Annotated in this window: 20 protein-coding genes; 6 read left to right on the top strand and 14 right to left on the bottom strand. The window is 66.4% G+C overall.

Annotation, left to right across the window (positions count from 1 at the left end):
• Nucleotides 1-44: 44 nt before the first annotated feature.
• A complete protein-coding gene (locus tag AC5P6E_RS14540; RefSeq protein WP_049413541.1) occupies nt 45-683 on the top strand; it encodes a ferric reductase-like transmembrane domain-containing protein in 639 nt (212 codons plus the stop codon).
• Nucleotides 684-819: 136 nt separating this feature from the next.
• Here AC5P6E_RS14540 and AC5P6E_RS14535 read toward each other — a convergent pair whose 3' ends face one another.
• From AC5P6E_RS14535 to AC5P6E_RS14490, 10 genes are all read right to left on the bottom strand, one after another.
• Nucleotides 820-1956 carry a metallophosphoesterase gene (locus AC5P6E_RS14535; protein ID WP_495231069.1) on the bottom strand — a complete coding sequence of 379 codons (1137 nt, stop codon included), beginning with the start codon at nt 1954-1956 and terminating at the stop codon, nt 820-822.
• A 121-nt stretch (nt 1957-2077) separates the two neighbouring features.
• The gene (locus AC5P6E_RS14530) at nt 2078-3619 is read right to left on the bottom strand and encodes a TerC family protein (protein ID WP_495231068.1); all 1542 of its coding nucleotides are present in this window, start codon (nt 3617-3619) and stop codon (nt 2078-2080) included.
• A gap of 43 nt (nt 3620-3662) precedes the next feature.
• A complete protein-coding gene (locus tag AC5P6E_RS14525) occupies nt 3663-3887 on the bottom strand; it encodes a helix-turn-helix domain-containing protein (protein ID WP_010483459.1) in 225 nt (74 codons plus the stop codon).
• A complete protein-coding gene (locus AC5P6E_RS14520) occupies nt 3887-4354 on the bottom strand; it encodes a DUF2975 domain-containing protein (protein WP_495231079.1) in 468 nt (155 codons plus the stop codon). Before AC5P6E_RS14520 ends, AC5P6E_RS14525 begins: the two co-directional genes overlap by 1 nt.
• Before the next feature lie 184 nt (nt 4355-4538).
• Nucleotides 4539-5123 carry an NMCC_0638 family (lipo)protein gene (locus tag AC5P6E_RS14515; RefSeq protein WP_049455584.1) on the bottom strand — a complete coding sequence of 195 codons (585 nt, stop codon included), beginning with the start codon at nt 5121-5123 and terminating at the stop codon, nt 4539-4541.
• A 94-nt stretch (nt 5124-5217) separates the two neighbouring features.
• The gene (locus AC5P6E_RS14510; protein ID WP_180849188.1) at nt 5218-5649 is read right to left on the bottom strand and encodes a pyridoxamine 5'-phosphate oxidase family protein; all 432 of its coding nucleotides are present in this window, start codon (nt 5647-5649) and stop codon (nt 5218-5220) included.
• Nucleotides 5650-5878: 229 nt separating this feature from the next.
• A complete protein-coding gene (locus AC5P6E_RS14505; protein ID WP_019337056.1) occupies nt 5879-7621 on the bottom strand; it encodes a GGDEF domain-containing protein in 1743 nt (580 codons plus the stop codon).
• Between the two features lie 162 nt (nt 7622-7783).
• The gene (locus AC5P6E_RS14500; RefSeq protein ID WP_019337057.1) at nt 7784-8809 is read right to left on the bottom strand and encodes an AI-2E family transporter; all 1026 of its coding nucleotides are present in this window, start codon (nt 8807-8809) and stop codon (nt 7784-7786) included.
• A gap of 118 nt (nt 8810-8927) precedes the next feature.
• Entirely contained in the window at nt 8928-9980 is a 1053-nt protein-coding gene (locus AC5P6E_RS14495; protein WP_099560407.1) for a sensor domain-containing diguanylate cyclase, read from the bottom strand.
• Nucleotides 9981-10126: 146 nt separating this feature from the next.
• On the bottom strand, nt 10127-11134 hold the full coding sequence (locus AC5P6E_RS14490; RefSeq protein WP_495231067.1) for a LacI family DNA-binding transcriptional regulator: 1008 nt from the start codon (nt 11132-11134) through the stop codon (nt 10127-10129).
• Nucleotides 11135-11229: 95 nt separating this feature from the next.
• On the opposite strand from AC5P6E_RS14490, the gene AC5P6E_RS14485 reads away from it, so the two are divergent.
• From AC5P6E_RS14485 to AC5P6E_RS14465, 5 genes are all read left to right on the top strand, one after another.
• The gene (locus AC5P6E_RS14485) at nt 11230-12282 is read left to right on the top strand and encodes a sugar phosphate isomerase/epimerase family protein (RefSeq protein WP_495231066.1); all 1053 of its coding nucleotides are present in this window, start codon (nt 11230-11232) and stop codon (nt 12280-12282) included.
• Between the two features lie 27 nt (nt 12283-12309).
• Nucleotides 12310-13527 carry an MFS transporter gene (locus tag AC5P6E_RS14480; protein ID WP_019337061.1) on the top strand — a complete coding sequence of 406 codons (1218 nt, stop codon included), beginning with the start codon at nt 12310-12312 and terminating at the stop codon, nt 13525-13527.
• Nucleotides 13528-13539: 12 nt separating this feature from the next.
• A complete protein-coding gene (locus tag AC5P6E_RS14475) occupies nt 13540-14664 on the top strand; it encodes a Gfo/Idh/MocA family protein (protein ID WP_495231065.1) in 1125 nt (374 codons plus the stop codon).
• Nucleotides 14665-14683: 19 nt separating this feature from the next.
• Nucleotides 14684-15547 (top strand): TIM barrel protein, encoded by an 864-nt coding sequence (locus tag AC5P6E_RS14470; protein ID WP_224329105.1) that lies wholly within the window; start codon nt 14684-14686, stop codon nt 15545-15547.
• Nucleotides 15548-15617: 70 nt separating this feature from the next.
• Nucleotides 15618-15872, top strand: a complete 255-nt coding sequence (locus AC5P6E_RS14465; protein ID WP_049480174.1) for a c-type cytochrome — start codon at nt 15618-15620, stop codon at nt 15870-15872.
• A 10-nt stretch (nt 15873-15882) separates the two neighbouring features.
• On the opposite strand, the gene AC5P6E_RS14460 is transcribed toward AC5P6E_RS14465, so the two are convergent.
• The 4 genes from AC5P6E_RS14460 to AC5P6E_RS14445 are packed head-to-tail and all read right to left on the bottom strand — an operon-like array spanning nt 15883 to nt 19834.
• On the bottom strand, nt 15883-16641 hold the full coding sequence (locus tag AC5P6E_RS14460) for a 3-keto-alpha-glucoside-1,2-lyase-like domain-containing protein (RefSeq protein ID WP_235651021.1): 759 nt from the start codon (nt 16639-16641) through the stop codon (nt 15883-15885).
• Nucleotides 16641-17216 (bottom strand): gluconate 2-dehydrogenase subunit 3 family protein, encoded by a 576-nt coding sequence (locus AC5P6E_RS14455; protein WP_010483485.1) that lies wholly within the window; start codon nt 17214-17216, stop codon nt 16641-16643. The genes AC5P6E_RS14460 and AC5P6E_RS14455 overlap by 1 nt, the downstream gene beginning before the upstream one ends.
• Nucleotides 17216-18901, bottom strand: a complete 1686-nt coding sequence (locus tag AC5P6E_RS14450) for a GMC oxidoreductase (protein WP_019337067.1) — start codon at nt 18899-18901, stop codon at nt 17216-17218. The genes AC5P6E_RS14455 and AC5P6E_RS14450 overlap by 1 nt, the downstream gene beginning before the upstream one ends.
• 27 nt (nt 18902-18928) lie before the next feature.
• Nucleotides 18929-19834, bottom strand: coding sequence for a hydroxypyruvate isomerase family protein (locus AC5P6E_RS14445; RefSeq protein ID WP_495231064.1), 906 nt, complete (start codon nt 19832-19834; stop codon nt 18929-18931).
• Between the last annotated feature and the right edge of the window lie 115 nt (nt 19835-19949).

Genomic DNA, 19949 nt, shown 5'->3' with positions numbered 1-19949 from the left:
GGCCAGAGGCCGGTGCCACCCATTTCCTGATTCGAGGTTTGATCATGGCTGTTTCCAATACGTCCTCCCTGCACGGCTGGCGCCTGTTCGTGGCCATCGCCGTGGTCCTGATCGCCTTCGCACTGGCGGCGTTCACCCTGCAGCCCGACGTGGTCGAGGGCAGCCGCGCGGCGATCCGAGTGACAGCACGCACATCGTTCCTGCTGTTCCTGGTCGCCTTCACCGCATCCTCGTTCGCCAGCCTGCTGCCCGGCCCGTTCACCCGCTTCCTGCTGCGCGAGCGTCGCATCGTCGGCCTGTCGTTCGCGTTCTCGCACCTGCTGCATGCGGTGGCGATCACCGCCTTCGGCATCCTCAACCCCGCGTTCTGGCCGGCGCGCTCCGCCTTGGCCAACCTGCCGGGCACGATCGGCTATGTAGCCATCCTCGCCCTGGCCATCACCTCGCATCGTGGCATCGCCCGCCGCATGGGTCCCACTGCGTGGCGTCGCCTGCACGTGACCGGCATGTGGATCATCGCCGCAGTGTTCACCTATTCGTACTTCAAGCGCGTGCCCGGCAACTTCTGGTACGCGGTGCCCTCCGCGTTGCTCTTCACCGCCGTCGTGGTGCGTGCGATCGCCAAGCGGGCGCAGTCGCTGCGGCGCGATGCGCATGCGCGGCCGCCGCTGCGGAGTTCTTGAGGAGGCGGTTACCTGTAGAGCCGAGCCCATGCTCGGCTGCCTCTGGTTCAGCCGAGCTTGGGCTCGGCTCTACAGAGGGATCCCAGCACGAAAGGCAGCGAATTCCCTGCGGAAAGGGATCTGACCCCACTTCAGGTCACGGGGCGCGGCGCAGGGTGATCAGGGTGATCTCCGACGGCACGCCGATGCGCGCGGGGAATCCGGCCCACAGGCCAGCGCCATTGCTCACGTACAGTGTCATCCCGTCCACCTCGTAACGCCCGGAGACATAGCCACCGTTGGCCCGCTTCACCAGCTGGTCCATGCCGATGATCTGGCCGCCGTGGGTATGCCCGGACAACTGCAGCTTCACACCGCGCGCAGCGGCCTCACGCGCATTGCGTGGGCGATGATCGAGCAGGATCACCGGCGCGGAGGGATCGGCGCCAGCCAATGCAGCGTCCATATCCGGCAGCGGCAGGCCGTAGCGTGCCGCCACCGGGTCGGTGACACCGGCGATGGTCAGCGCCGCATCGCCACGCCGCACCTGCATGTGGCTGTTCTCCAGCACCTGCATGTGCAGCACGCGAAACGCCTGCATCCACGCCTGGTACTGCGCGTAATACTCGTGGTTGCCGGTGATGGCGACGACGCCGTCCGGCGCCCGCAGGTCCACGAGTGGACGCGCGTCGTCACGGCGGGCCTCGACACTGCCGTCGATCAGGTCGCCGGTGATCACGATCAGGTCCGGCGTCAGTGCGTTGCTCTGGTCCACCACCCTGCGCACCCAGTCACCGGTCAGCAGGCGGCTGGCGTGGATGTCGGTCAGCTGCAGCACGCGATAGCCGTCGAACGCGGCCGGCAGATCCTTGATCGCCACGTCGATCTGCCGAGGCTGGGGCACCGCCATGCCCTGGCTGATGCCATAACCACTGACCAGCAGGGCCAGCAAGCCGGCCGCCGGTCGCAGACTCCGCGTGCGCAATGCGGCTACCGCGCGTGGCCAGCGCAGCAGGCGGGAAGCAAGCAGGCTCACGTCCAGCGCCAGCATCAGCAACGCCAGCAGCAACACCGCCGTGGAGCCGGTGGCCAGCGTGGCGATGGCCAGTTTCGGAATCTCGGGCGAGGCCATCGTGCCCCAGAACATGGCGACGATGCGCAGCTGCACGGCAACGCCCACCAACAGCAGTGACAGCACGACTTTCATCCAGGTGGGCATGCGCAGTGGCCAGAACAGGCGCCAGGCCACATACAGGCCCATCAACAAACCGATCGTACTCAGCACTGCAACCATCCATGACAGAAAGCGGGCCCGCCATGGTGACGGTTGCGGGCCGTGTTGTGTAGAGCCGAGCCCATGCTCGGCTTCTCAACATGCAGCCGAGCATGGGCTCGGCTCTACATCAACAGGTGGGTCAGGCCATTCCGTCGAGGCGCTGCACGCGCAGGCGGGCAATGCGACGCTTCTCCATCGCCAGTACGGTGATGCGTACATCCGCGATCTCCACTGCGTCACCGATGTCCGGCAGGCGTCCCAGGCGCTCCAGCACCAGGCCGGAGATGGTCATGTAGTCGGCACTGCGCGGCAGCGATACGCCAGCCAGGCGCTGCAGATCGTCCAGGGTCAGCGCACCGTCGGCCTCCCACTGGCCTTCCCCCTGCACGACCACGCCATAGCGCTCGTCCTGGGTGTCGACCAGGTCACCGGCAATGGCCGCCAACAGGTCGTTGGCGGTCACCAGGCCTTCCACGCTGCCGTACTCGTCCACCGCCACCGCCAGCGGCACCGGGTGCTGGCGGATCAGTTCCAGCGCCTGCAGCGCACTGGCGCTGGACAGCACGTACTGCGGCTCACGCAGGTTGCCTTCCAGCTGCAGCGGCTTGCCCTGCAGCAGGTCGGCCAGCAGGTCGCGGCTCTGCACCACGCCTCGCAGGCTGTCCAGGTCGCCGTCGCCGACCAGCAGGCGGGTGTGCGGCGATGCCACCAGGCGTGCCACCACGTCGTCCTGTCCACGCGCCAGGTCGATCCACTGCACGTCGGCGCGCACAGTCATCACGCTCGACACCGGGCGATCCGCCAGCCCCAGCACGCTGCGGATCATCTCGTGCTCGGCCGGCTGCAGGCGCTCTTCGGCATCGACGTGTTCGTCAGCACTTTCGTCGTCGTGGCCATTGGTCGGGCGCGCGCCCAGCATGCGCAGCACCGCATCCGCAGTACGTTGGCGGAACGGCTGGCGGCGCTCGTTGCGCTCGCGGTTGAAACGTACCCACTGGTTGAATGCCTCGACCAGGATCGAGAAGGCGATGGCTGCGTACAGGTAGCCCTTCGGGATCTTGTAGCCCAGGCCCTCGGCCACCAGGCTGAAACCGATCATCAGCAGGAAGCCCAGGCACAGCACCACCACCGTGGGATGCTTGTTGACGAAGCGGGTCAGCGGCTTGCTGGCCACCAGCATCAATGCCATCGCGATGGTCACCGCGGCGTACATCACGCCCAGGTTGTCGACCATGCCGACCGCAGTGATCACCGAGTCCAGCGAGAACACCGCGTCGAGTACCACGATCTGTGCCACGACCATCGCGAAGCTGGCGTAGACCTTCTTGCCATTGTCCTCGTGCTGGCGGCCTTCCAGCCGCTCATGCAGTTCCATGGTGCCCTTGAACAGCAGGAACAGGCCGCCACCCAGCAGGATCAGGTCGCGTCCGGAGAAACTGTGGTCGAACATCGTCAACAGCGGCTCGGTCAGCTTCATGATCCAGGCCAGCGCGGCCAGCAGCACCAGCCGCATCAGCAGGGCCAGCGCCAGGCCGATCACCCGCGCGCGGTCACGCTGGTGCGGCGGAAGCTTGTCGGCAAGGATCGCGATGAACACCAGGTTGTCGATGCCGAGAACGATCTCCAGCACGACCAGGGTTGCAAGGCCCATCCATATCGAGGGGTCAGCCAACCATTCCATTTCAGGTCCGTTTCGTCAGTAGGTAGGGAAAAAGGGAAAGCACTCAGTCAGCGTCCTGCGCCTGCGTCGGGTCATGCCCGAGCAGATCACCGGGCGTGCACTGCAGCTCACGGCAGATCGCATCCAGGGTGGAAAAGCGGATGGCACGCGCCTTGCCGGTTTTCAGGATCGACAGGTTGGCCAGGGTGATGTCGATGCGCCCGGCCAGCTCGGACAGGGTCATGCCCCGTTCCTGCAGCATGCGGTCCAGGGTGATGACAATCGCCATCAGATGACACCATCGAGGTCATCGCGCATCGCTGCGCCCACGGCGAACACGCGCGCCAGCACGAACAGCATCAGCACCGCCACCAGGCCGGTGATCGACATGCCGCCGCCCACCTCCATCCAGGTGAAGTCGGGCCCCATCCAGGCCGCGTAAGCGCCGATCAGGATCGACAGCAGCTCCATCGCCAGAATCAACCACGCCATGCGTTGCAGGCGCTGCGCGTTGGCGTGGGTGAACGGCCGCTCGCGCGCCGCCGACTTCAGCAGCCGCAGCAGATGGCGCAGGAACAGCAGGCACAGCACCAGCAGCGCGACGATCGCGCCCAGGCCGAGGCAGAAGTGCAGGAACAGGTCGTTGCCGTGCGCGGCAACAGCACCGGCATCATGGACGCTGTCGAGTAGCCAGCGGCGGTCATGGGCGACCAGCGGCACGGCCAGCAGTGCGGCCAGGATGCCCAGCCAGCACATCGCCCGGACGGCCTGTACGGCGGCCTGGGCCAGGGTGAACAGGCCTCGCGCGGGACTGGCGCGGGCGGGACGAGCGGTCAAGCGGCCTCCGGCATTGGGGTGGCCTCGCCGCCCCGGAGTGGATTTATCGATAAACGATATACCACACGCCACGTGAAAGGCTGAATCGCGCGCGTGGCCCCTGTCAGGGCCCAGGCGCGCCCTGCTCCAGCATCGCTTCGCCCGGGGCCGCCGAGGCCATCGCCTGCACGCCTGCATCGGCCGCCTGCCGCGTGACCAGGCGGAAGCGCACCTGCAGCTTGCCCTGCCCCGGCGTGGCCCAGCCGTACTGGATGGCCACCTGATCGGCCGACAGTGGCCCACGCCCTGGCAGCGATCGCACCTGCAACGGCCTGGGTGCGGCCTGCACCAACCGGGCGAATCCCTTCTGCACGACCGCCGCGTCGGCCTTTTCCGCGTAGACCGTACACGTGCCATCGTCCGCCCAGCTCACCGCATAGCGGCCACTGGCCAGAGGCACCATCCACGCCACGCCCGATTGCCCCTGCAACAGCGTGGCGGCTTCGGCGGGCTGCAGCGGCGACAGCCCATTGGATTCCATCAGCGACTGCAACCGCGCCGGGGCACCGATGTGCTGCATGCAGGCGGTGTCGAACAGCTCGCTGAAGGGATCCTGCGCCGGGGCCTTGGCCTTGGGCGTACGCGCGGGTTGCGCCACCGCCAGGGTGGGCAGCAGGGCCAAAGCCAGCCAGAAGAACGCAGGACGCATCGGGATTCCACGCTACGGAAAACAGCAGGGAGGATGGCAAAGGCCTGGCGCGCCGCGCAATGGCCGCGATGGCCACCAGCCTCCCGCTGCCGGGTCAGACTGCCATTTCGCCCTGGTCCTCGCCATCCCAATAGTGGATGCGGCTGGCGCGCACGTGAATCAGTACCAGCCCCGGTGTATCCACGCCCTGCTCGAACCAGCGCTCAAGATCCTTCACCCAGTGCGCGCGCATCACAGCGCGATCGCGCACCAGCGCCGCCCTTCCCTGCACGTGCACGAACAACGGCGGCTTGCCCAGCAGTGACCTGCTGCCGGAAAAACCCAGCGCAACGGCGGGGTCAGCCTCAATCTCGTGCACCATGTCGGTGTCTTCTGTGGTGAAGAACCAGCTGTCACCGTCGTAGTCCACGTCACCGTTGTTGCTCATCGGACGACCGGCAATTTCTCCGCCGGCGCGGGTCTGCAGCATGGTGAAATCGATGTCGGCCATCTTCTTGGCCAGTTCGGGCAGTGTGAGCTGGGTCATGGTGTCGTCCTTCATCAAGTGGAATCCCAGCGTCTGCGCAGAGTGGTGACCGAAGCGTGGAAGGTCAATGTCGGCTTCTTCACAGAAAGCGAGATAGGGCGCGTGGCGCGTGCGTGACGCGCTGCTCACCACCCCACCTGCGTTTGCAGCAGCTGCACGCCCCATCGCGCGCCGGGCGATCCTGCAGACGCTGCGACGGGTGCATGCACGCATTGGCTGACGCGTGCCATCAGCGCGTGATGCGACCGCCCCCCGCCACCCGTACCCGATCGCGCCCCTGCGCCTTGGCCCGGTACATGGCCGCATCGGCGGCACGCAGCAGGGTGCGCCAGCCGAGCGCGTCGGTGCCGCCCTCGGCCACGCCGAAACTGGCGGTCACCCGCAGCACGGTGCCACCGGCCAGCTCGATGTCCATCTGCTGCAGGGCCAATCGCAATGACTCGGCCAGCTGGCGGCCACCGGCCAGATCACCGTCGGCCAGCAGCACCAGGAACTCCTCACCACCATAGCGGGCGATGCTGTCGCTGCGGCGCAGGTGGCGCTGCAGCAACTGCGCCACCTGCACCAGCACTTCGTCGCCAGCTTCATGGCCATGGCCATCGTTGATCGCCTTGAAGCGATCCACATCCAGCAGGATCACCACGGCGCTTGCATCGCCTCCGGCGTGCCTCTGCTGCACCACCTCATCCAGCGCGCGCCGGTTCAACAGTCCGGTCAGCTCGTCGGTGCCGGCGAGCTGGCGCAGCTCGCTGGTCAGTGCCGAGCGCTCGCGCGATTTCTCACGCAGTACTTCGATGGCGTCGAACAGGCGCTGCATCTCGGCCAGCGGATGGGTGACATGCTGCTCCGGGCCAGGTGCATCCGTGGCGAGCTGGATCACCTGCTTCTGCGCCTGCAGCAGTGGCTGCAGGATCTGCAGGTGGGCGATGCGCAGGGCCACGCCCAGCACCACCAGCGTGCCCAGCGCGGTCGCCACCAGCACAGCCAGGCGCATGGCCTCGCGGTTGCGGGTGCGTTCGTAGCGGGCGATGGACACGCTCAGGTAGCCATCACGCAGGGCTTCCAGCGACTGCAGGGTAGGCACGTAGCGCGTGGTGAACTCGGCAGCGGTCCACGGCGGTGGTACACCACGGCGGCCATCCTCGATCAACTGCTCGATCATCGGCAGCGATTCGCCGAAGAACTGCCGTCGTGCCATGTCCCAGTGCCATGACAGTTCCGGGTCGCTGCGGAACACCGACTCATGGCTGCCCGCCAACCGCCACAGCTCCAGCAGGCGGCCCTCGGTCTGCAGTGCAGCGCGTACCTGCTCCTCGCGCCATGCCCCCGGTACCGCGACCGGCGCCATCACGTTCGAGGCCAGGCGGCCGCCATGTTCGCGAAGATCGATCAGCACCTGGCCCTGCATCGCCGGAATCGCCGCTTCACGGTCGGCGCTGACCAGCACGTTGATCTGTGCCGAGGTCAGCAGGTGCAGGCGATCAACCACGGCGAACATGCCACTGATCGCACGCTCCACCGCCTCCACCCGGCGCGCATCGTGCGGTTGCGCCACCACCCGGTCCACCGCAGCCCGCGCCGACTGCAGGCGACGTTGCGCGTCGGCCAGCAGGCCACGCTCATCCAGCACGCCCGGGTCGTTCTTGAACACGGTCTCCAGCTGCAGCATGGCGGTGTCGACCCGCTTGCGCGCGGCCGCCAGCTGCGCGGCCAGCCGCGCCTGTTCGGCGGCGTCGGCCGGGTCAGCCCCCAGCAGGCTGTTGGCCGGACCGCGCTCGGCCGAAGCCAGGTTGGCGAGATCGAAGGTCTGCCGCAGCTGGCGCAGGCTGGTCAGGTTGTCTTCGGCGCCGGTGTAGCGCAGCGTGCCCTGGACCAGGGCGATGGCCATCAACGGCAGCGTGCACACCACGAACAGCCCAGCCAGGATCCAGACCCAGGTCCGCAACCTGATGGGCGATGCCTTGCCGGCCATGCAGAATTCCCCTGAAGTGCGGCTCACTGTAGCGAGCGGCTCCGGCGGCGCCAAGCCAGCGCCGTACGATCCGCCGGGGTGGATATAGCGCAGCGCGCGCGAACGCGCCGACAACGCCGGCGCCCCCCGTCCAGCCTGTCAGATGCGACAGGTCACGCCGGGTCAGATCCAGCGCTGGTCGACCAGTTCGCGTTTCACGTAAGCGTAGAACACCGGCGCCGCCACCAGCCCGGGCAGGCCGAACGCCGCTTCCATCACCAGCATGGCCAGCAGCAGCTCCCATGCGCGGGCCTGGATTTCACCGCCGACGATGCGCGCGTTGAGGAAGTATTCCAGTTTGTGGATCACGATCAGGTACAGCAGCGCGGCCACGGCCACGTAGAACGAGACTGACAGCGCGACGATGGTGATGATCGTGTTGGAGATGATGTTGCCCACCACTGGCAGCAGGCCGGCGATGAAGGTGATCAATACCAGTGTCTTGGACAGTGGCAGGTGCACGCCGAACAACGGCAGCACGCCCAGCAGGAAGATGGCAGTGAACACGGTGTTGAGCAGCGAGATCTTCACCTGCGCGAACACCACCTGGCGGAACGCGGTGGCCAGGCGGCTGGTGCGCCCGATCAGTTCCTGCGCCAGCGGCCCCATCTTCGGCAGCGGCAGTTCGTCATACAGCGCGATCATCGCCCCCAGCACCATGCCGATCAGTACGCGCACGCCCACCTGCACCACCGACGTGCCGGCCACGCCCAGCTGGCGCTGGTGTTCGGCGGCCCAGTCATTCAGCGCCGCACGCAGCGCCGGCATGTCTTCAGGGATATACGGCTGCAGCAGCGCCGGTACCTGGTGGCGCGAAGAATTGAGGATGTCCATCAGCCGCGCCAGCAGCGCGTCCGGCCCGCCGGTCTCGTTGCGGAAGAACGACGCCACGCCAATGCCGGCCAGCACCAGTCCGCTGATGATGATCGCCGACAGCACGATCACCGCGATTGCCCGCGCCCTTCCCGGTGGCAGCCTGCCTTCCACGGTCGACGCCAGCACGTGGGTCAGCTGGAACACCAGCAGCCCCGACAGCAGGGTCACCACCAGGCCCAGCTTCAACGCCAGCCACATGCCCAGCAGCATCATCAGCCAGGCCGCGATCCTCGGAACGGGGGGCTTGGGCTGGGCAACGAGGGCGTCTTGCATGGGCGGCGCGTCCGGGCGGGGTGGCCCATGGTAGAGGATTGGCGACGACGATTCCGGGTGCAGGATGAACGGGCATCAGGCCTCGTGCTGCGACAGCACTGCTGCAGCCCGCGCCGACTCATTCGCCATAGCTGGCGTTGTTCTTGCCCTGGCGCTTGGCGTGGTAGAGCGCGCGGTCGGCCAATGCCAGCCAGTCCTCGACGCTGCCGCCGCGCGGGGTGGCAGCAATGCCGATGCTGACGCTGAACTCGATGCCCGGCGTTGCCTGCCGTGCTGCTTCCAGAAGTTGCAGGCGAACCCGCTCCGCCACATGCATCGCATCGATGGGCGCACAGTCCTGCAGCAGCACGACGAACTCGTCGCCTCCCAGCCGCGCAGGGGTATCGCCGGGCCGGGCGAAGGCGCGCAAGGTGGAGGCGATATGGCGCAGCACTTCGTCCCCGGCACGATGACCATGCGAGTCATTGATGCGCTTGAAGTCATCCACATCAAGCATCAGCAGGCAGGCGAAACCACCCTGCCCCTGCGCCTTGTCCAGGGCCTGCTGCGCGCGGACGATCAGGAAGCCGCGGTTGGCCAGCTCCACCAGAGGGTCCATCCGGCTCAGCCGCTTCAACTGGCGGTTCTGCGATTTCACCCGCCGCGCCAGCTGCCAGCTGAGGATGCTGAGGCCGATGCCGTAGACGAACAGGAACGGCACACTGAGTACGATCGTGCGCTGCGATGACACCGGCTGATAGGGAAACCCGAGTACCCACCAGGTGAGCGCGAACCCCACTGCCAGCGCCAGTGTGGCCCGTACCGCCAGCTTCACCCCGCCGGCGGCGATCTTGTCGGCGACCAGCAGCGCGGCGAACAATGCACTGGGCACCACGCTGAGTCCCATGAAGGCGATCCAGCCACCGCCAAAGAAGGAATCGATCACCATGCAGCGGAACTGGACCACCGCGGGCTGCCGTGAGCGATGGGTCAGCACGAGGGCGAGCGCCGGCCAAGCCAGCGCATTGAGCAGCAGCAGGCTCCACGCCAGCGCACCGTCCTGGCGTTCGAGCATGATCGAAGCAATGGGGATCGCCCCCAACCCGTTGCCCACGAAACGCATCCAGCCGATGCGCCGTGCCGCGCCGATGCCTTCGACCGAGACCTCGGTCGAGTCCGTCAAGAACGGCATTGCCGACCCCCTTGAGCGATCGCAGCTGCCACCAAGGCCCTTGCCGGGCTGCCTGCAGTGAGTCTGACAGCTCTGCGTCAATTCGGGATCAAGGTTGCAGAAGCCATCTGGCGACAATCAGTGAGGCAGCGCGCTCTGTCCTGCCCTCACCCGGCCCTGGGTGCAGCCGTCGAGCCCCGCAGCATCAGGCTGAAATCCAGCGTCTGCTGCAGCGGCACATCCAAGTGTTCGATGATGGCAAGCAGCAGGTTGACCGCGCGCTCACCAATCTCCCGCATCGGCTGTCTGATCGTCGTCAGTGGCGGCGTGAGGTAGCGCGAGGAGGCCAGGTCGTCAAAGCCGACGATGGACAGATCCTCCGGCACTCGGAGGCCCAGCTCCCGACAGGCCGCCAGGGTGCCCAGCGCCATCTGGTCGCTGAAACAGAAGACGGCAGTCGGTACCGGCGCGGCGGCCAACATCGCCATCGCGGCGGCATGGCCGGACTCCACCGAAAAGTCACCCGGCACGATGTTCAGCTGGCGCAGGCGTCCACGCGCCTTGCCGGCCGCCCGCACCCCTTCCAGCCGTTGCTGGTGCAGCGGATTGTCGGGGGGGCCACCGACCACCGCAATGCGTTCGTGTCCCAGCCCATACAGGTGTTCCATCACCGCGCGCGCGGCGGCGGCATTGTCGATGTGGACGCTGGGGATGCCCAGCGAAGGATCGAACTCGCAGCCGTTGACCACCGGCGCAGCAGCCCCCCTCTGCTGGACAATCTCGCGCGCCGTCGGTGGCAGCCGATGGCCCAGCACGATCATGCCGTCGGCCTCGTTGCGCCGGAGCATCTGCGCATAGCGCTCCTCGCGATCCGGTTGATGCTGGGTATCGCCCAGCAGGACCGCGTAGCCAACGGCCTGCGCGGCGTCCTCCGCACCCTGCAGGATCTGGGCGAAGAACGGATTGGCGATGTCCGGGACGGTGACCAGGATCTTGCCGCTGCGCTGGGTCTTGAGCGTGCGGGCCACCGTGTTGGGCACATAGCCCAGCGCGGCGGCAGCCTGCTCGATACGCGCGCGGGTCGCCGGCAGGACTTTGTCCGGCCGCGAAAGCGCCCGCGACACTGTGCCTGCGGAGACGCCGACGTGCTTTGCGATGTCGTAGATGGTGGCCATGGCGTTAGATCTCCTGCCCGCTGTGCACTGCACAACAGGTCCTGCGTGAGCCCCTGCTAGGATAATGCAATCGATTGCATCGAGGGCGAATCACGTTGAAGACGCTCAAGGGTCCAGCGCTGTTCCTGGCGCAGTTCATCGGCGACACAGCTCCTTTTGATCGGCTGGACACGCTGGCCGGCTGGGCCGCAGGCCTGGGCTATTCTGGCGTACAAGTGCCGACCAGCGCGCCCCACCTGTTCGACCTGGCCGAGGCCGCACGCAGCCAGGCGTACTGCGACGACCTTGCCGGCATGCTGGCCGGGCATGGCGTACAGATCACCGAACTGTCCACCCACCTGCAGGGGCAGCTGGTCGCCGTCCATCCCGCCTATGACAGCCTGTTCGACGGATTCGCACCGCCGGAAAAGCGCGGCGACCCGTCTGCGCGCCAGGCCTGGGCAGTGGAGCAGCTGCTGCTGGCAGCCAAGGCCAGCCAGCGGCTGGGACTGACCGCACACGCCTCCTTCTCCGGCGCACTGGCCTGGCCCTACTTCTATCCTTGGCCGCAGCGCCCGCCCGGCCTGGTGGAAGAAGCCTTCGCCGAACTCGGCCGCCGCTGGCGCCCCATCCTCGATGCGTATGACGCCTGCGGCGTGGACCTGTGCTTCGAGATCCACCCGGGGGAGGACCTGCACGACGGTGCGACCTTCGAACGCTTCCTCGACGTGGTTGATCACCACCCGCGCGCGAAGATCCTGTACGACCCCAGCCACCTGCTGCTGCAGCAGATGGACTATCTGGGTTTCATTGATCGCTACCACGCGCGCATCGGCATCTTCCACGTCAAGGACGCGGAGTACCGCGCCAGCGCCTGCAGTGGCGTGTATGGCGGCTACCAGGACTGGATCGATCGCCCGGGCCGGTTCCGTTCACTCGGCGACGGCCAGATCGACTTCAAGGCGATCTTCTCCAAGTTCGCCCAGTACGACTTCCCCGGATGGGCGGTACTGGAATGGGAGTGCTGCCTGAAGCACCCGGAAGACGGCGCACGCGAGGGCGCCGCCTTCATCCGCGACCACATCATCCGCGTGACCGAGCGCGCCTTCGACGACTTTGCCGACAGCGGCACGGACGCCGGATCACTGCACCGCATGCTGGGAATCTGAGCCGACACCGCCCCGGGAGGGCAAGCCATGACGCACGCCATGTCGCGCTTGGGCGCGATGATGTTTCTACAGTTCTTCATCTGGGGGGCGTGGTTCGTCACCCTGGGTACCTATCTGGTGCAGGGCCCGCTGCAGGCCAGCGCGAGCCAGGTGGCAACGGCATTCCTCAGCCAGTCCATCGGCGCCATCGTCGCGCCGTTCCTGGTCGGCCTGATCGCGGATCGCTACTTCGCCGCGCAGCGCATCCTGGCGGTGCTGCACCTGGCCGGTGCGGTGCTGCTGTGGCTGGCCTCCACAGCAGACAGCTTCAGCACGTTCTCCGCCTGCGTGATGGGCTACATGCTGCTGTTCATGCCGACGCTGGCACTGGCCAACAGCGTGGCGATGCGGCACATGCAGTCGCCGGAGAAGCAGTTCCCGCTGGTGCGCGTGGCCGGCAGCGTCGGCTGGATCGTGGCCGGTGTGCTGATCGGCTGGCTGGGCTGGGAACAGGCGCATCGGCTTGAACTGACGTTCCGGATGGCGGCGCTGGCATCACTGCTGCTGGGCCTGTATGCCTTCACCCTGCCGCACACGCCGCCGCTGGCGCAGCAGCGCGATGCCGGCCTCGGGCAGATCCTGGGGCTGGATTCGCTGCGGCTGCTGAAGTCGCGCGCCTATCTGGTGTTCTTCCTGGCCTCCATCGCCATCTGCATCCCACTGTCGTTCTATTACAACTTCACCAACCCGTACCTCAACGACCTGGGCGTGCGCGGCGCCGCGGGCCTGCAGTCGCTGGGCCAGGTCTCCGAAGTGCTGCTGATGCTGGCCATGCCGTTCCTGTTCGTCCGGCTGGGGGTAAAGACCATGCTGGCGGTGGGCATGGCCGCGTGGGTGGTGCGCTACGCCATGTTCGCCTTCGGCGATGCGGGCGGCGGTTTCTCCCTGCTGGTGATCGGCATCGTGCTGCACGGCATCTGCTACGACTTCTTCTTCGTCACCGGCCAGATCTACACCGATGCACATGCCGGCCCCGCCGCGCGCAGCAGCGCGCAGGGGTTCATCACCCTGGCCACCTACGGCGTGGGCATGCTGATCGGCACCTTCCTGTCCGGCGCGGTGGTGGAGCACTTCACCACTGCGGCCGGCCCCGACTGGCAGCAGATCTGGCTGTTCCCGGCAGGCGTTGCACTGGTGGTGCTGGTCGCCTTCCTGCTGCTGTTCCGCGACCGGCCGGCGGCCACGGCCGCGCCCTCCACGCCCTGAGGATCCCAGTCGATGCCCACGCTTGGAATCGCCATCGTCGGCGCCGGCATGATCGGCGCAGTGCATCGTCGCGCGGCACTGCTGGCGGGTGCCGAGGTACGCGGCGTGGCCGCCTCGTCACCGCAGCGTTCACATGAGGCAGCGCAGTCCTGGAATGTCGCGCGTGCCTATCGGGATATCGACGAGGTGATCACCGACCCGCAGGTGCAGGTTGTGCACGTCTGCACGCCCAATCACCTGCACCGCGCGATGGCCCAGGCTGCGCTGGAAGCCGGCAAGCACGTGATCTGCGAGAAGCCGCTGGCCACCTCGCTGGAAGATGCACAGACGTTGGCTGCGCTGGCGGCCTCGCGCGGCCTTGTGGCCACGGTACCCTTCGTCTACCGCTACCACCCCGTGGTCCGCGAGGCGCGCGCACGCATCGCCCAGGGCGATCTGGGGCCGTTGCACCTGATCCACGGCAGCTACCTGCAGGACTGGCTGCTGGACCCGGCCAGCAACAACTGGCGCGTGGACCCCGCGTTGGGAGGCACTTCGCGCGTGTTCGCCGACATTGGTTCGCACTGGTGCGACCTGGTGGAATGGATCAGCGGCGAACGTTTCGCCGAGGTCAGCGCGGCGTTCTCCACGGTAATCGCCGAGCGCGGCGCCGTCAGCGGGCAGAGCTTCAGCACGCCAACGGCCGCCAGCGCGATGCAGGCCGTCACGAGCGAAGACGTGGCTGCGGCGATGTTCAGGACCGACGCCGGCACGCTGGCGTCATTGACGGTCAGCCAGGTCTCGGCCGGACGCCACAACCGCCTCTGGTTCGAGATCGATGGCGCCAAGGCCAGTGTGGCCTTCAACCAGGAGGATGCCGAACGACTGTGGATCGGCCTGCCCGACCAGCGCGAGAAGATCTTCGTACGCGGCCCCGGTGCCGGCAGTGACGATCAGCGCCGCCTTTCCGTGCTGCCGGCCGGGCATGCACAGGGCTACGCCCAGTGTTTCGAGGCGTTTGTCGCCGACACCTATCGCGCCATTGAAGGCGAGCGGCCGCAGGGCCTGCCGACCTTCGAGGACGGCCTGCGCTCGGCGCAGATCGTTGACCGTGTCATTGCATCGGCCAGGTCGCGTGCCTGGACCACCATCGGTTGAATCCCGGGAGGATCTGTTGATGAAAGCTCTTTTCCGTAGAAGTGCAAGTCTCATCCTGCTGTTCGCCACCCTGCCCGCTTTCGCGGACGAAGCCGCCAGCACGCAGAAACCGATCGCGGTGCAGATGTATACCCTGCGCAACGCCGGGTCGCTCGACCAGCAGCTGAAGATCGTCCACGACGCCGGTGTGCACGCAGTGGAGACGGTCGGCACGCAGAACGCCAGCGCTGCGGAGCTCAAGCGGCTGCTGGACCGGTATTCGATCAAGGCGGTTTCGTCGCATGTGCCGCTGGCCGAGCTGCGCAATGATCTGGACGGCGTGGTGACGTTCAACCGGTCGATCGGCAACACCACGCTGGTGGTGCCGTACCTGGATGCGAAGGATCGGCCGACAGACGCCGCGGGCTGGACCGCACTGGGCCAGGAGCTGGGCAGGATCGCGAAACAGGTACGAGCCAAGGGCATGCGCCTGGCCTATCACAACCACGACTTCGAGCTGGTCGACTTCGATGGCAGCACCGGACTGGAGCTGCTGTTCGCAGCGGCCGGCCCCGACCTGCAGACCGAGCTGGACCTGGCCTGGGTCGCACGTGCGGGCCTGGACCCGGCCGTGATGCTGGGAAAATTCCGTGATCGCGTGTTCGCGGTGCACGCCAAGGACAATGCGCCCAAGGGCCAGGCTGAAGACGAAGGCGGATTCGCCGCCGTCGGCCAGGGCGTACTGGACTGGAACGCGATCCTGCCAGCCGCGGCCGCCGCGGGCGTGCACTGGTACATCATCGAGCACGACCAGCCGCGCAACCCGGCCAAGGTCATCCAGACCGGCGCGGACTACCTGCGTGAACACCTGGCCATCGACCAACCTGCTCGCGCACTGCGCTGATGCGAAGGAGCCTCGCTTGAACACTCGCCTGAAATTGAGCTTCACCCTGACCGCGGTCCTGTGCGGCGCGATGCTTGCGACCACGGCCTGGTGCAAGGACGACCCTGCGGCCGGTGCGAAGCTCTACAGCGCAAACTGCACGGCCTGCCACGGTGCCGATCGCGCTGGCATGCCGGGCGCGTTTCCCGCGCTCACCGACATCAGCAAACGACTGCAGCCCGCGCAGATCAAGGACAAGATCAGGAAGGGCGGCGGATTGATGCCGCCCTTCCCGCAACTGTCGCAACAGGAAATCGATGACATCGCCAGCTACCTGGCGAAATAGCGGGTGGGCGCTACAGTTCGCGCACCCAGATGTTGCGGTAGCTGACCTTGGAGTCATGCTCCTGCAGATAGAGCGGCGCGCACGCATGGGGCGCGTACGAAGGCGCACCGATGTACTCGGTCTTGCCTGCCAGCACGGTGTCGTCCTGGACCAGCACGCCGTTATGCAGCACGGTGATGCGCGCGGGCGACGTCAGGCCGCCGCCCTGCGAGAACCGCGGCGCCTTCCAGATGATGTCGTAAACCTGCCACTGGCCCGGTGCGCGCGAGGCGTTCACCCGTGGCATGGCCTGCTTGTAGATCGAGCCCGCCTGGCCGTTGGCATACGTCGGGTTGTTGTAACTGTCGAGCACCTGCAGTTCATACAGTTCCTGCAGGAAGATACCGCTGTTGCCGCGGTTCTGGCCGTCGAAGCCCTTCGTCTCGGTGGGGGTACGCCATTCGACATGCACCTGGACATCGCAGAAGCGCTGTCGGGTGCGGATGCCTTTGCTGCCCGGCACCACGGTCATCGCGCCATCGGCGACGGTCCAGGGCACGCGCCCGCCCTGCTCTGCCTCCCACGCCGAGGCGTCCTTGCCATCGAACAGCACGATGGCGTCGGACGGCGCTTTGCCCGCGGGCGTTTCCACGACTGCAGGCACCGGCGTCCACACCTCGGTCTTCTTCGGGTCACGCGCAGCGTCGGCACCGCTCTGCGCGTAGGCAGGTACTGCGGCCAGCAGGGCGGTGGCCATCAACAGAGAGCGGATCATCAGAATATCGTCCATCAGCTGGTTCCCCACGCCGGCGTGCCGGGAACATAGGCAAGGTCGCCGTCGTAACGACCCGGCACCGCGACGTACTGCAGCACCCCTGTCGCGCCGACCTTGGAGGTGAAGAAGCCGAAGATGGCCAACTGCTTGAGCATCGTGAAGTAGTGCGGCATCGCCTCGCCCTCTTCTGGTGTGCCGGTCTCGGTCACGTCGGCAGGGCGTGCCTTCGCTTCAGCGTCCAGCGTTCGCAGCAACCCGGTGCGGGCTTCCGGTGTGAGCGATACGAAGCGGCCACCTGCGCGTTTGTCGATGTCGGCCAGGCCGGCGCGAAACGCCGCCTGCTGCCGGGCGGTATAGCAATCGCTGACGAATGTCGCCATGAACAACCCGGCACCGGCGTCCTTCGCGCCAGGTGTCCGGGTCCGCGGCAGGATGGTCTCGGCGATCTCGTCCAGCGTGCCGACATCGGCATCGGAGAAATGGATCTTCGTGGCGCCCGCCGGTGCCTGCCCCTGCACAAGCGCAGGCAATCCAACCATGGCCGCGCCGGTGGCGGCGACGATCATCTTCAGCAGTTCGCGACGATCCATCAGAGGTTCCCCGCTTTCAGTTCGCGTACCGCGTGGTCGGCCGCGCGCGCGGTCAGTGCCATGTAGGTCAGCGAGGGATTCACGCAGGCGCTGGAGGTCATGCAGGCACCGTCGGTCACATAGACGTTGGGAGCATCCCAGACCTGGTTGTGCTGGTTCAGCACCGAGCTCTTGCGATCACGTCCCATGCGCGCGGTCCCCATCTCGTGGATGCCCTTGCCCGGGGCATAGTCGTTGTCGTGCATCTTCACGTCCTTGACGCCGGCCGCCTCCAGCATCTCGGCAGCATCGGCGGCCATGTCCTTGCGCATCGCCAGTTCGTTGGCACGCATGGCAACGTCCATCGCCAGCACCGGCAGCCCCCACTTGTCCTTGCGGTCGTGGTCCAGGCGGATTGTATTGTCGTGGTGCGGCAGCATTTCACCGAACCCGGTCATGCCGATGCGCCAGTCACCCGGCACGGTCAGCGCTTCCTTCAGGTCGGCGCCGATGTTCAGCTCGGCGATCTCGCGCGACCAGCCGTTTCGGCTGGCACCGCCCTGGTAGCCGAACCCGCGCAGGTAGCCACGCTTGTCGGCTGCGACGTTGCGGAAGCGCGGAATGTAGAAACCGCAGGGACGGCGGCCGAAGTAGTACTTGTCTTCGTAGCCCTCGACCCGGCCCGAGGCACCCGCACCGAAATGATGATCCATAACGTTGTGCCCCAACTCACCGGACGAAGAGCCCAGCCCGCCGTCCCAGACATCGGTCGCCGAATTCATCAGCAGCCACGTCGAGTTGAACGACGACGCATTGAGGAAGATCACCTTGGCGGTGTACTGGTAGGTCTGGCCGGTTTCGGCGTCGATCACCTCCACGCCACGCGCACGCTTGCGATCCTTGTCATAGAGCACTTCCTTGACGATCGAGAACGGACGCAAGGTCAGGTTGCCGGTCTTCATCGCCGCTGGCAGCGTCGCCGCCTGGGTCGAGAAGTAGGCACCGAAGGGACAGCCCAGGATGCACTTGTTGCGGTACTGGCAGTTGACGCGCCCCTGCTCGGGCATCGGCTTGGTGATGTTGGCGGTGCGCGAGTGGATCATGTGGCGCGTTCCGCCGAAGGCCTTCTTGATACGCGCGGCCACATCCTTCTCGACGATGTTCAAGGGAATCGGCGGCAGGAACTCACCGTCCGGCAGCACGTCCAGTCCTTCGCGCGTGCCGGCGATGCCCGCGAACTTTTCCACATGGTCGTACCACGGCGCGATGTCGGCGTAGCGGATCGGCCAGTCAGCAGCGATCCCATCCTTGAGGTTCGCCTCGAAATCCAGATCGGAGAAGCGATAACTCTGCCGCCCCCACAGCAGCGAGCGGCCGCCGACGTGGTAGCCACGGAACCAGTCGAAACGTTTGGTCTCGATGTAGGGCGAGTCCTGTTCGTTGGCCCACATTCCTTCCAGATTTTCGGCCAGGCCGTAATCGCGCATCAGCACCGGGAAGTCGGCCTTCATCGCCTGCGTTGGCCGATTGCGGTGCGGGAAGTCCCACGCCTCCTTCATCGCGTTGACGTAGTCCTTGACGTGCTCGATGTTACGGCCACGTTCCAGCATCAGGACCTTCAGGCCCTTTTCAGTCAGCTCCTTCGCCGCCCAACCGCCACTGATTCCCGAGCCAACAACAATGGCGTCGTAGTGATTATCTGCCATGGGTTTCTCACCTGGGTGGATATCGTTTCAGACGTCGCAGAGGCGGATCGCCTCGCGCAATGAGGCAACGGGATCGGGCGCTGCAGGCGTGAACTCCTGCGCCAGATACCCCTTGAAACCAGTGTCGCGGATCGCGCGACAGATGGCCGGATAGTGGAGCTCCTGCTGGTCTCCGATCTCGTTCCGGCCTGGCACGCCTGCGGTGTGGTAATGCTTGAAGCAGGCGTGGTGTTTTCCAATGGTGGCGATGATGTCGCCTTCCATGATCTGCATGTGGTAGATGTCGTAGAGCAGGCCGAAGTTGTCCGAGCCGAGCCGCTGGCACAGCTCCACGCCCCAGGCAGAGTGGTCACACAGGTAGTCGTGGTGATCGACCCTGGAGTTGAGCAGCTCCATCACCAGCACCACGCCGCGCTTCTCGGCATGCCCGAGGATGCGCTTGAGGCCAGCTTCGGCATTGGCCATGCCTTCGGCGGGGTCCATGCGGTTGCGGTTGCCGGAAAAGCAGATGAGGTTTCGATAGCCGGCATCGGCGACCAGATCGATGTGCCGCGTGTAGCGCTCCACCAACTGGTCATGGAACTGGCGCCCGGCAAAGCCCTTGGTCAGGCCCAGCTCCGCGCCGTTGCACATCGAGCTGTACACACCATGGGCCTTCAACGTCGGCCAGTCTTCCGGGCCGACCAGGTCGATCGCGGCGAAGCCGATGTCCTTCACCGTCGCGCAGAGCTGGGTGACGGACAGCTGCGGGAAGGTCCAGCGGGCGACGGAGTGCTTCAGGTTGCCTTTGAGCGGCGCGGTGGCGGCGGATGCGGGCAGCGTGCCCGCGATTGTCGCGGCCCCCAGGCCAATGCTGCCGGCAACTGCGATGCGCAGCGCATCGCGCCGCGTGAGCCCCGTCGACGGGGCCGGTCTGATCGAATGGACGGACATCCACCTGCCGGCCTCCCAACCGGTATCAAACGCAACGATTCACTGCAATGCAATCGATTGCACCATAGGGGAGGAAATTGTCTGTTTGCAAGTCGCGGTGCACGAAAGCTGATGC

Source organism: Stenotrophomonas sp. YJH_SMC_16 (assembly GCF_059367875.1).
This window is presented reverse-complemented; position numbering and strand designations above follow the sequence as displayed.

What these genes read in the sequence shown, in the direction of transcription:
- AC5P6E_RS14470 (WP_224329105.1), top strand. Translation starts at nt 14,684, where the DNA reads ATGAAAGCTCTTTTCCGTAGAAGTGCAAGTCTCATCCTGCTGTTCGCC.
- AC5P6E_RS14500 (WP_019337057.1), bottom strand. Translation starts at nt 8,809, where the DNA reads ATGCAAGACGCCCTCGTTGCCCAGCCCAAGCCCCCCGTTCCGAGGATC.
- AC5P6E_RS14455 (WP_010483485.1), bottom strand. Translation starts at nt 17,216, where the DNA reads ATGGATCGTCGCGAACTGCTGAAGATGATCGTCGCCGCCACCGGCGCG.
- AC5P6E_RS14520 (WP_495231079.1), bottom strand. Translation starts at nt 4,354, where the DNA reads ATGTGCTGGCTGGGCATCCTGGCCGCACTGCTGGCCGTGCCGCTGGTC.
- AC5P6E_RS14515 (WP_049455584.1), bottom strand. Translation starts at nt 5,123, where the DNA reads ATGCGTCCTGCGTTCTTCTGGCTGGCTTTGGCCCTGCTGCCCACCCTG.
- AC5P6E_RS14460 (WP_235651021.1), bottom strand. Translation starts at nt 16,641, where the DNA reads ATGGACGATATTCTGATGATCCGCTCTCTGTTGATGGCCACCGCCCTG.
- AC5P6E_RS14490 (WP_495231067.1), bottom strand. Translation starts at nt 11,134, where the DNA reads ATGGCCACCATCTACGACATCGCAAAGCACGTCGGCGTCTCCGCAGGC.
- AC5P6E_RS14540 (WP_049413541.1), top strand. Translation starts at nt 45, where the DNA reads ATGGCTGTTTCCAATACGTCCTCCCTGCACGGCTGGCGCCTGTTCGTG.
- AC5P6E_RS14495 (WP_099560407.1), bottom strand. Translation starts at nt 9,980, where the DNA reads ATGCCGTTCTTGACGGACTCGACCGAGGTCTCGGTCGAAGGCATCGGC.
- AC5P6E_RS14445 (WP_495231064.1), bottom strand. Translation starts at nt 19,834, where the DNA reads ATGTCCGTCCATTCGATCAGACCGGCCCCGTCGACGGGGCTCACGCGG.
- AC5P6E_RS14475 (WP_495231065.1), top strand. Translation starts at nt 13,540, where the DNA reads ATGCCCACGCTTGGAATCGCCATCGTCGGCGCCGGCATGATCGGCGCA.
- AC5P6E_RS14480 (WP_019337061.1), top strand. Translation starts at nt 12,310, where the DNA reads ATGACGCACGCCATGTCGCGCTTGGGCGCGATGATGTTTCTACAGTTC.
- AC5P6E_RS14535 (WP_495231069.1), bottom strand. Translation starts at nt 1,956, where the DNA reads ATGGTTGCAGTGCTGAGTACGATCGGTTTGTTGATGGGCCTGTATGTG.
- AC5P6E_RS14450 (WP_019337067.1), bottom strand. Translation starts at nt 18,901, where the DNA reads ATGGCAGATAATCACTACGACGCCATTGTTGTTGGCTCGGGAATCAGT.
- AC5P6E_RS14505 (WP_019337056.1), bottom strand. Translation starts at nt 7,621, where the DNA reads ATGGCCGGCAAGGCATCGCCCATCAGGTTGCGGACCTGGGTCTGGATC.
- AC5P6E_RS14465 (WP_049480174.1), top strand. Translation starts at nt 15,618, where the DNA reads ATGCTTGCGACCACGGCCTGGTGCAAGGACGACCCTGCGGCCGGTGCG.
- AC5P6E_RS14530 (WP_495231068.1), bottom strand. Translation starts at nt 3,619, where the DNA reads ATGGAATGGTTGGCTGACCCCTCGATATGGATGGGCCTTGCAACCCTG.
- AC5P6E_RS14525 (WP_010483459.1), bottom strand. Translation starts at nt 3,887, where the DNA reads ATGGCGATTGTCATCACCCTGGACCGCATGCTGCAGGAACGGGGCATG.
- AC5P6E_RS14510 (WP_180849188.1), bottom strand. Translation starts at nt 5,649, where the DNA reads ATGACCCAGCTCACACTGCCCGAACTGGCCAAGAAGATGGCCGACATC.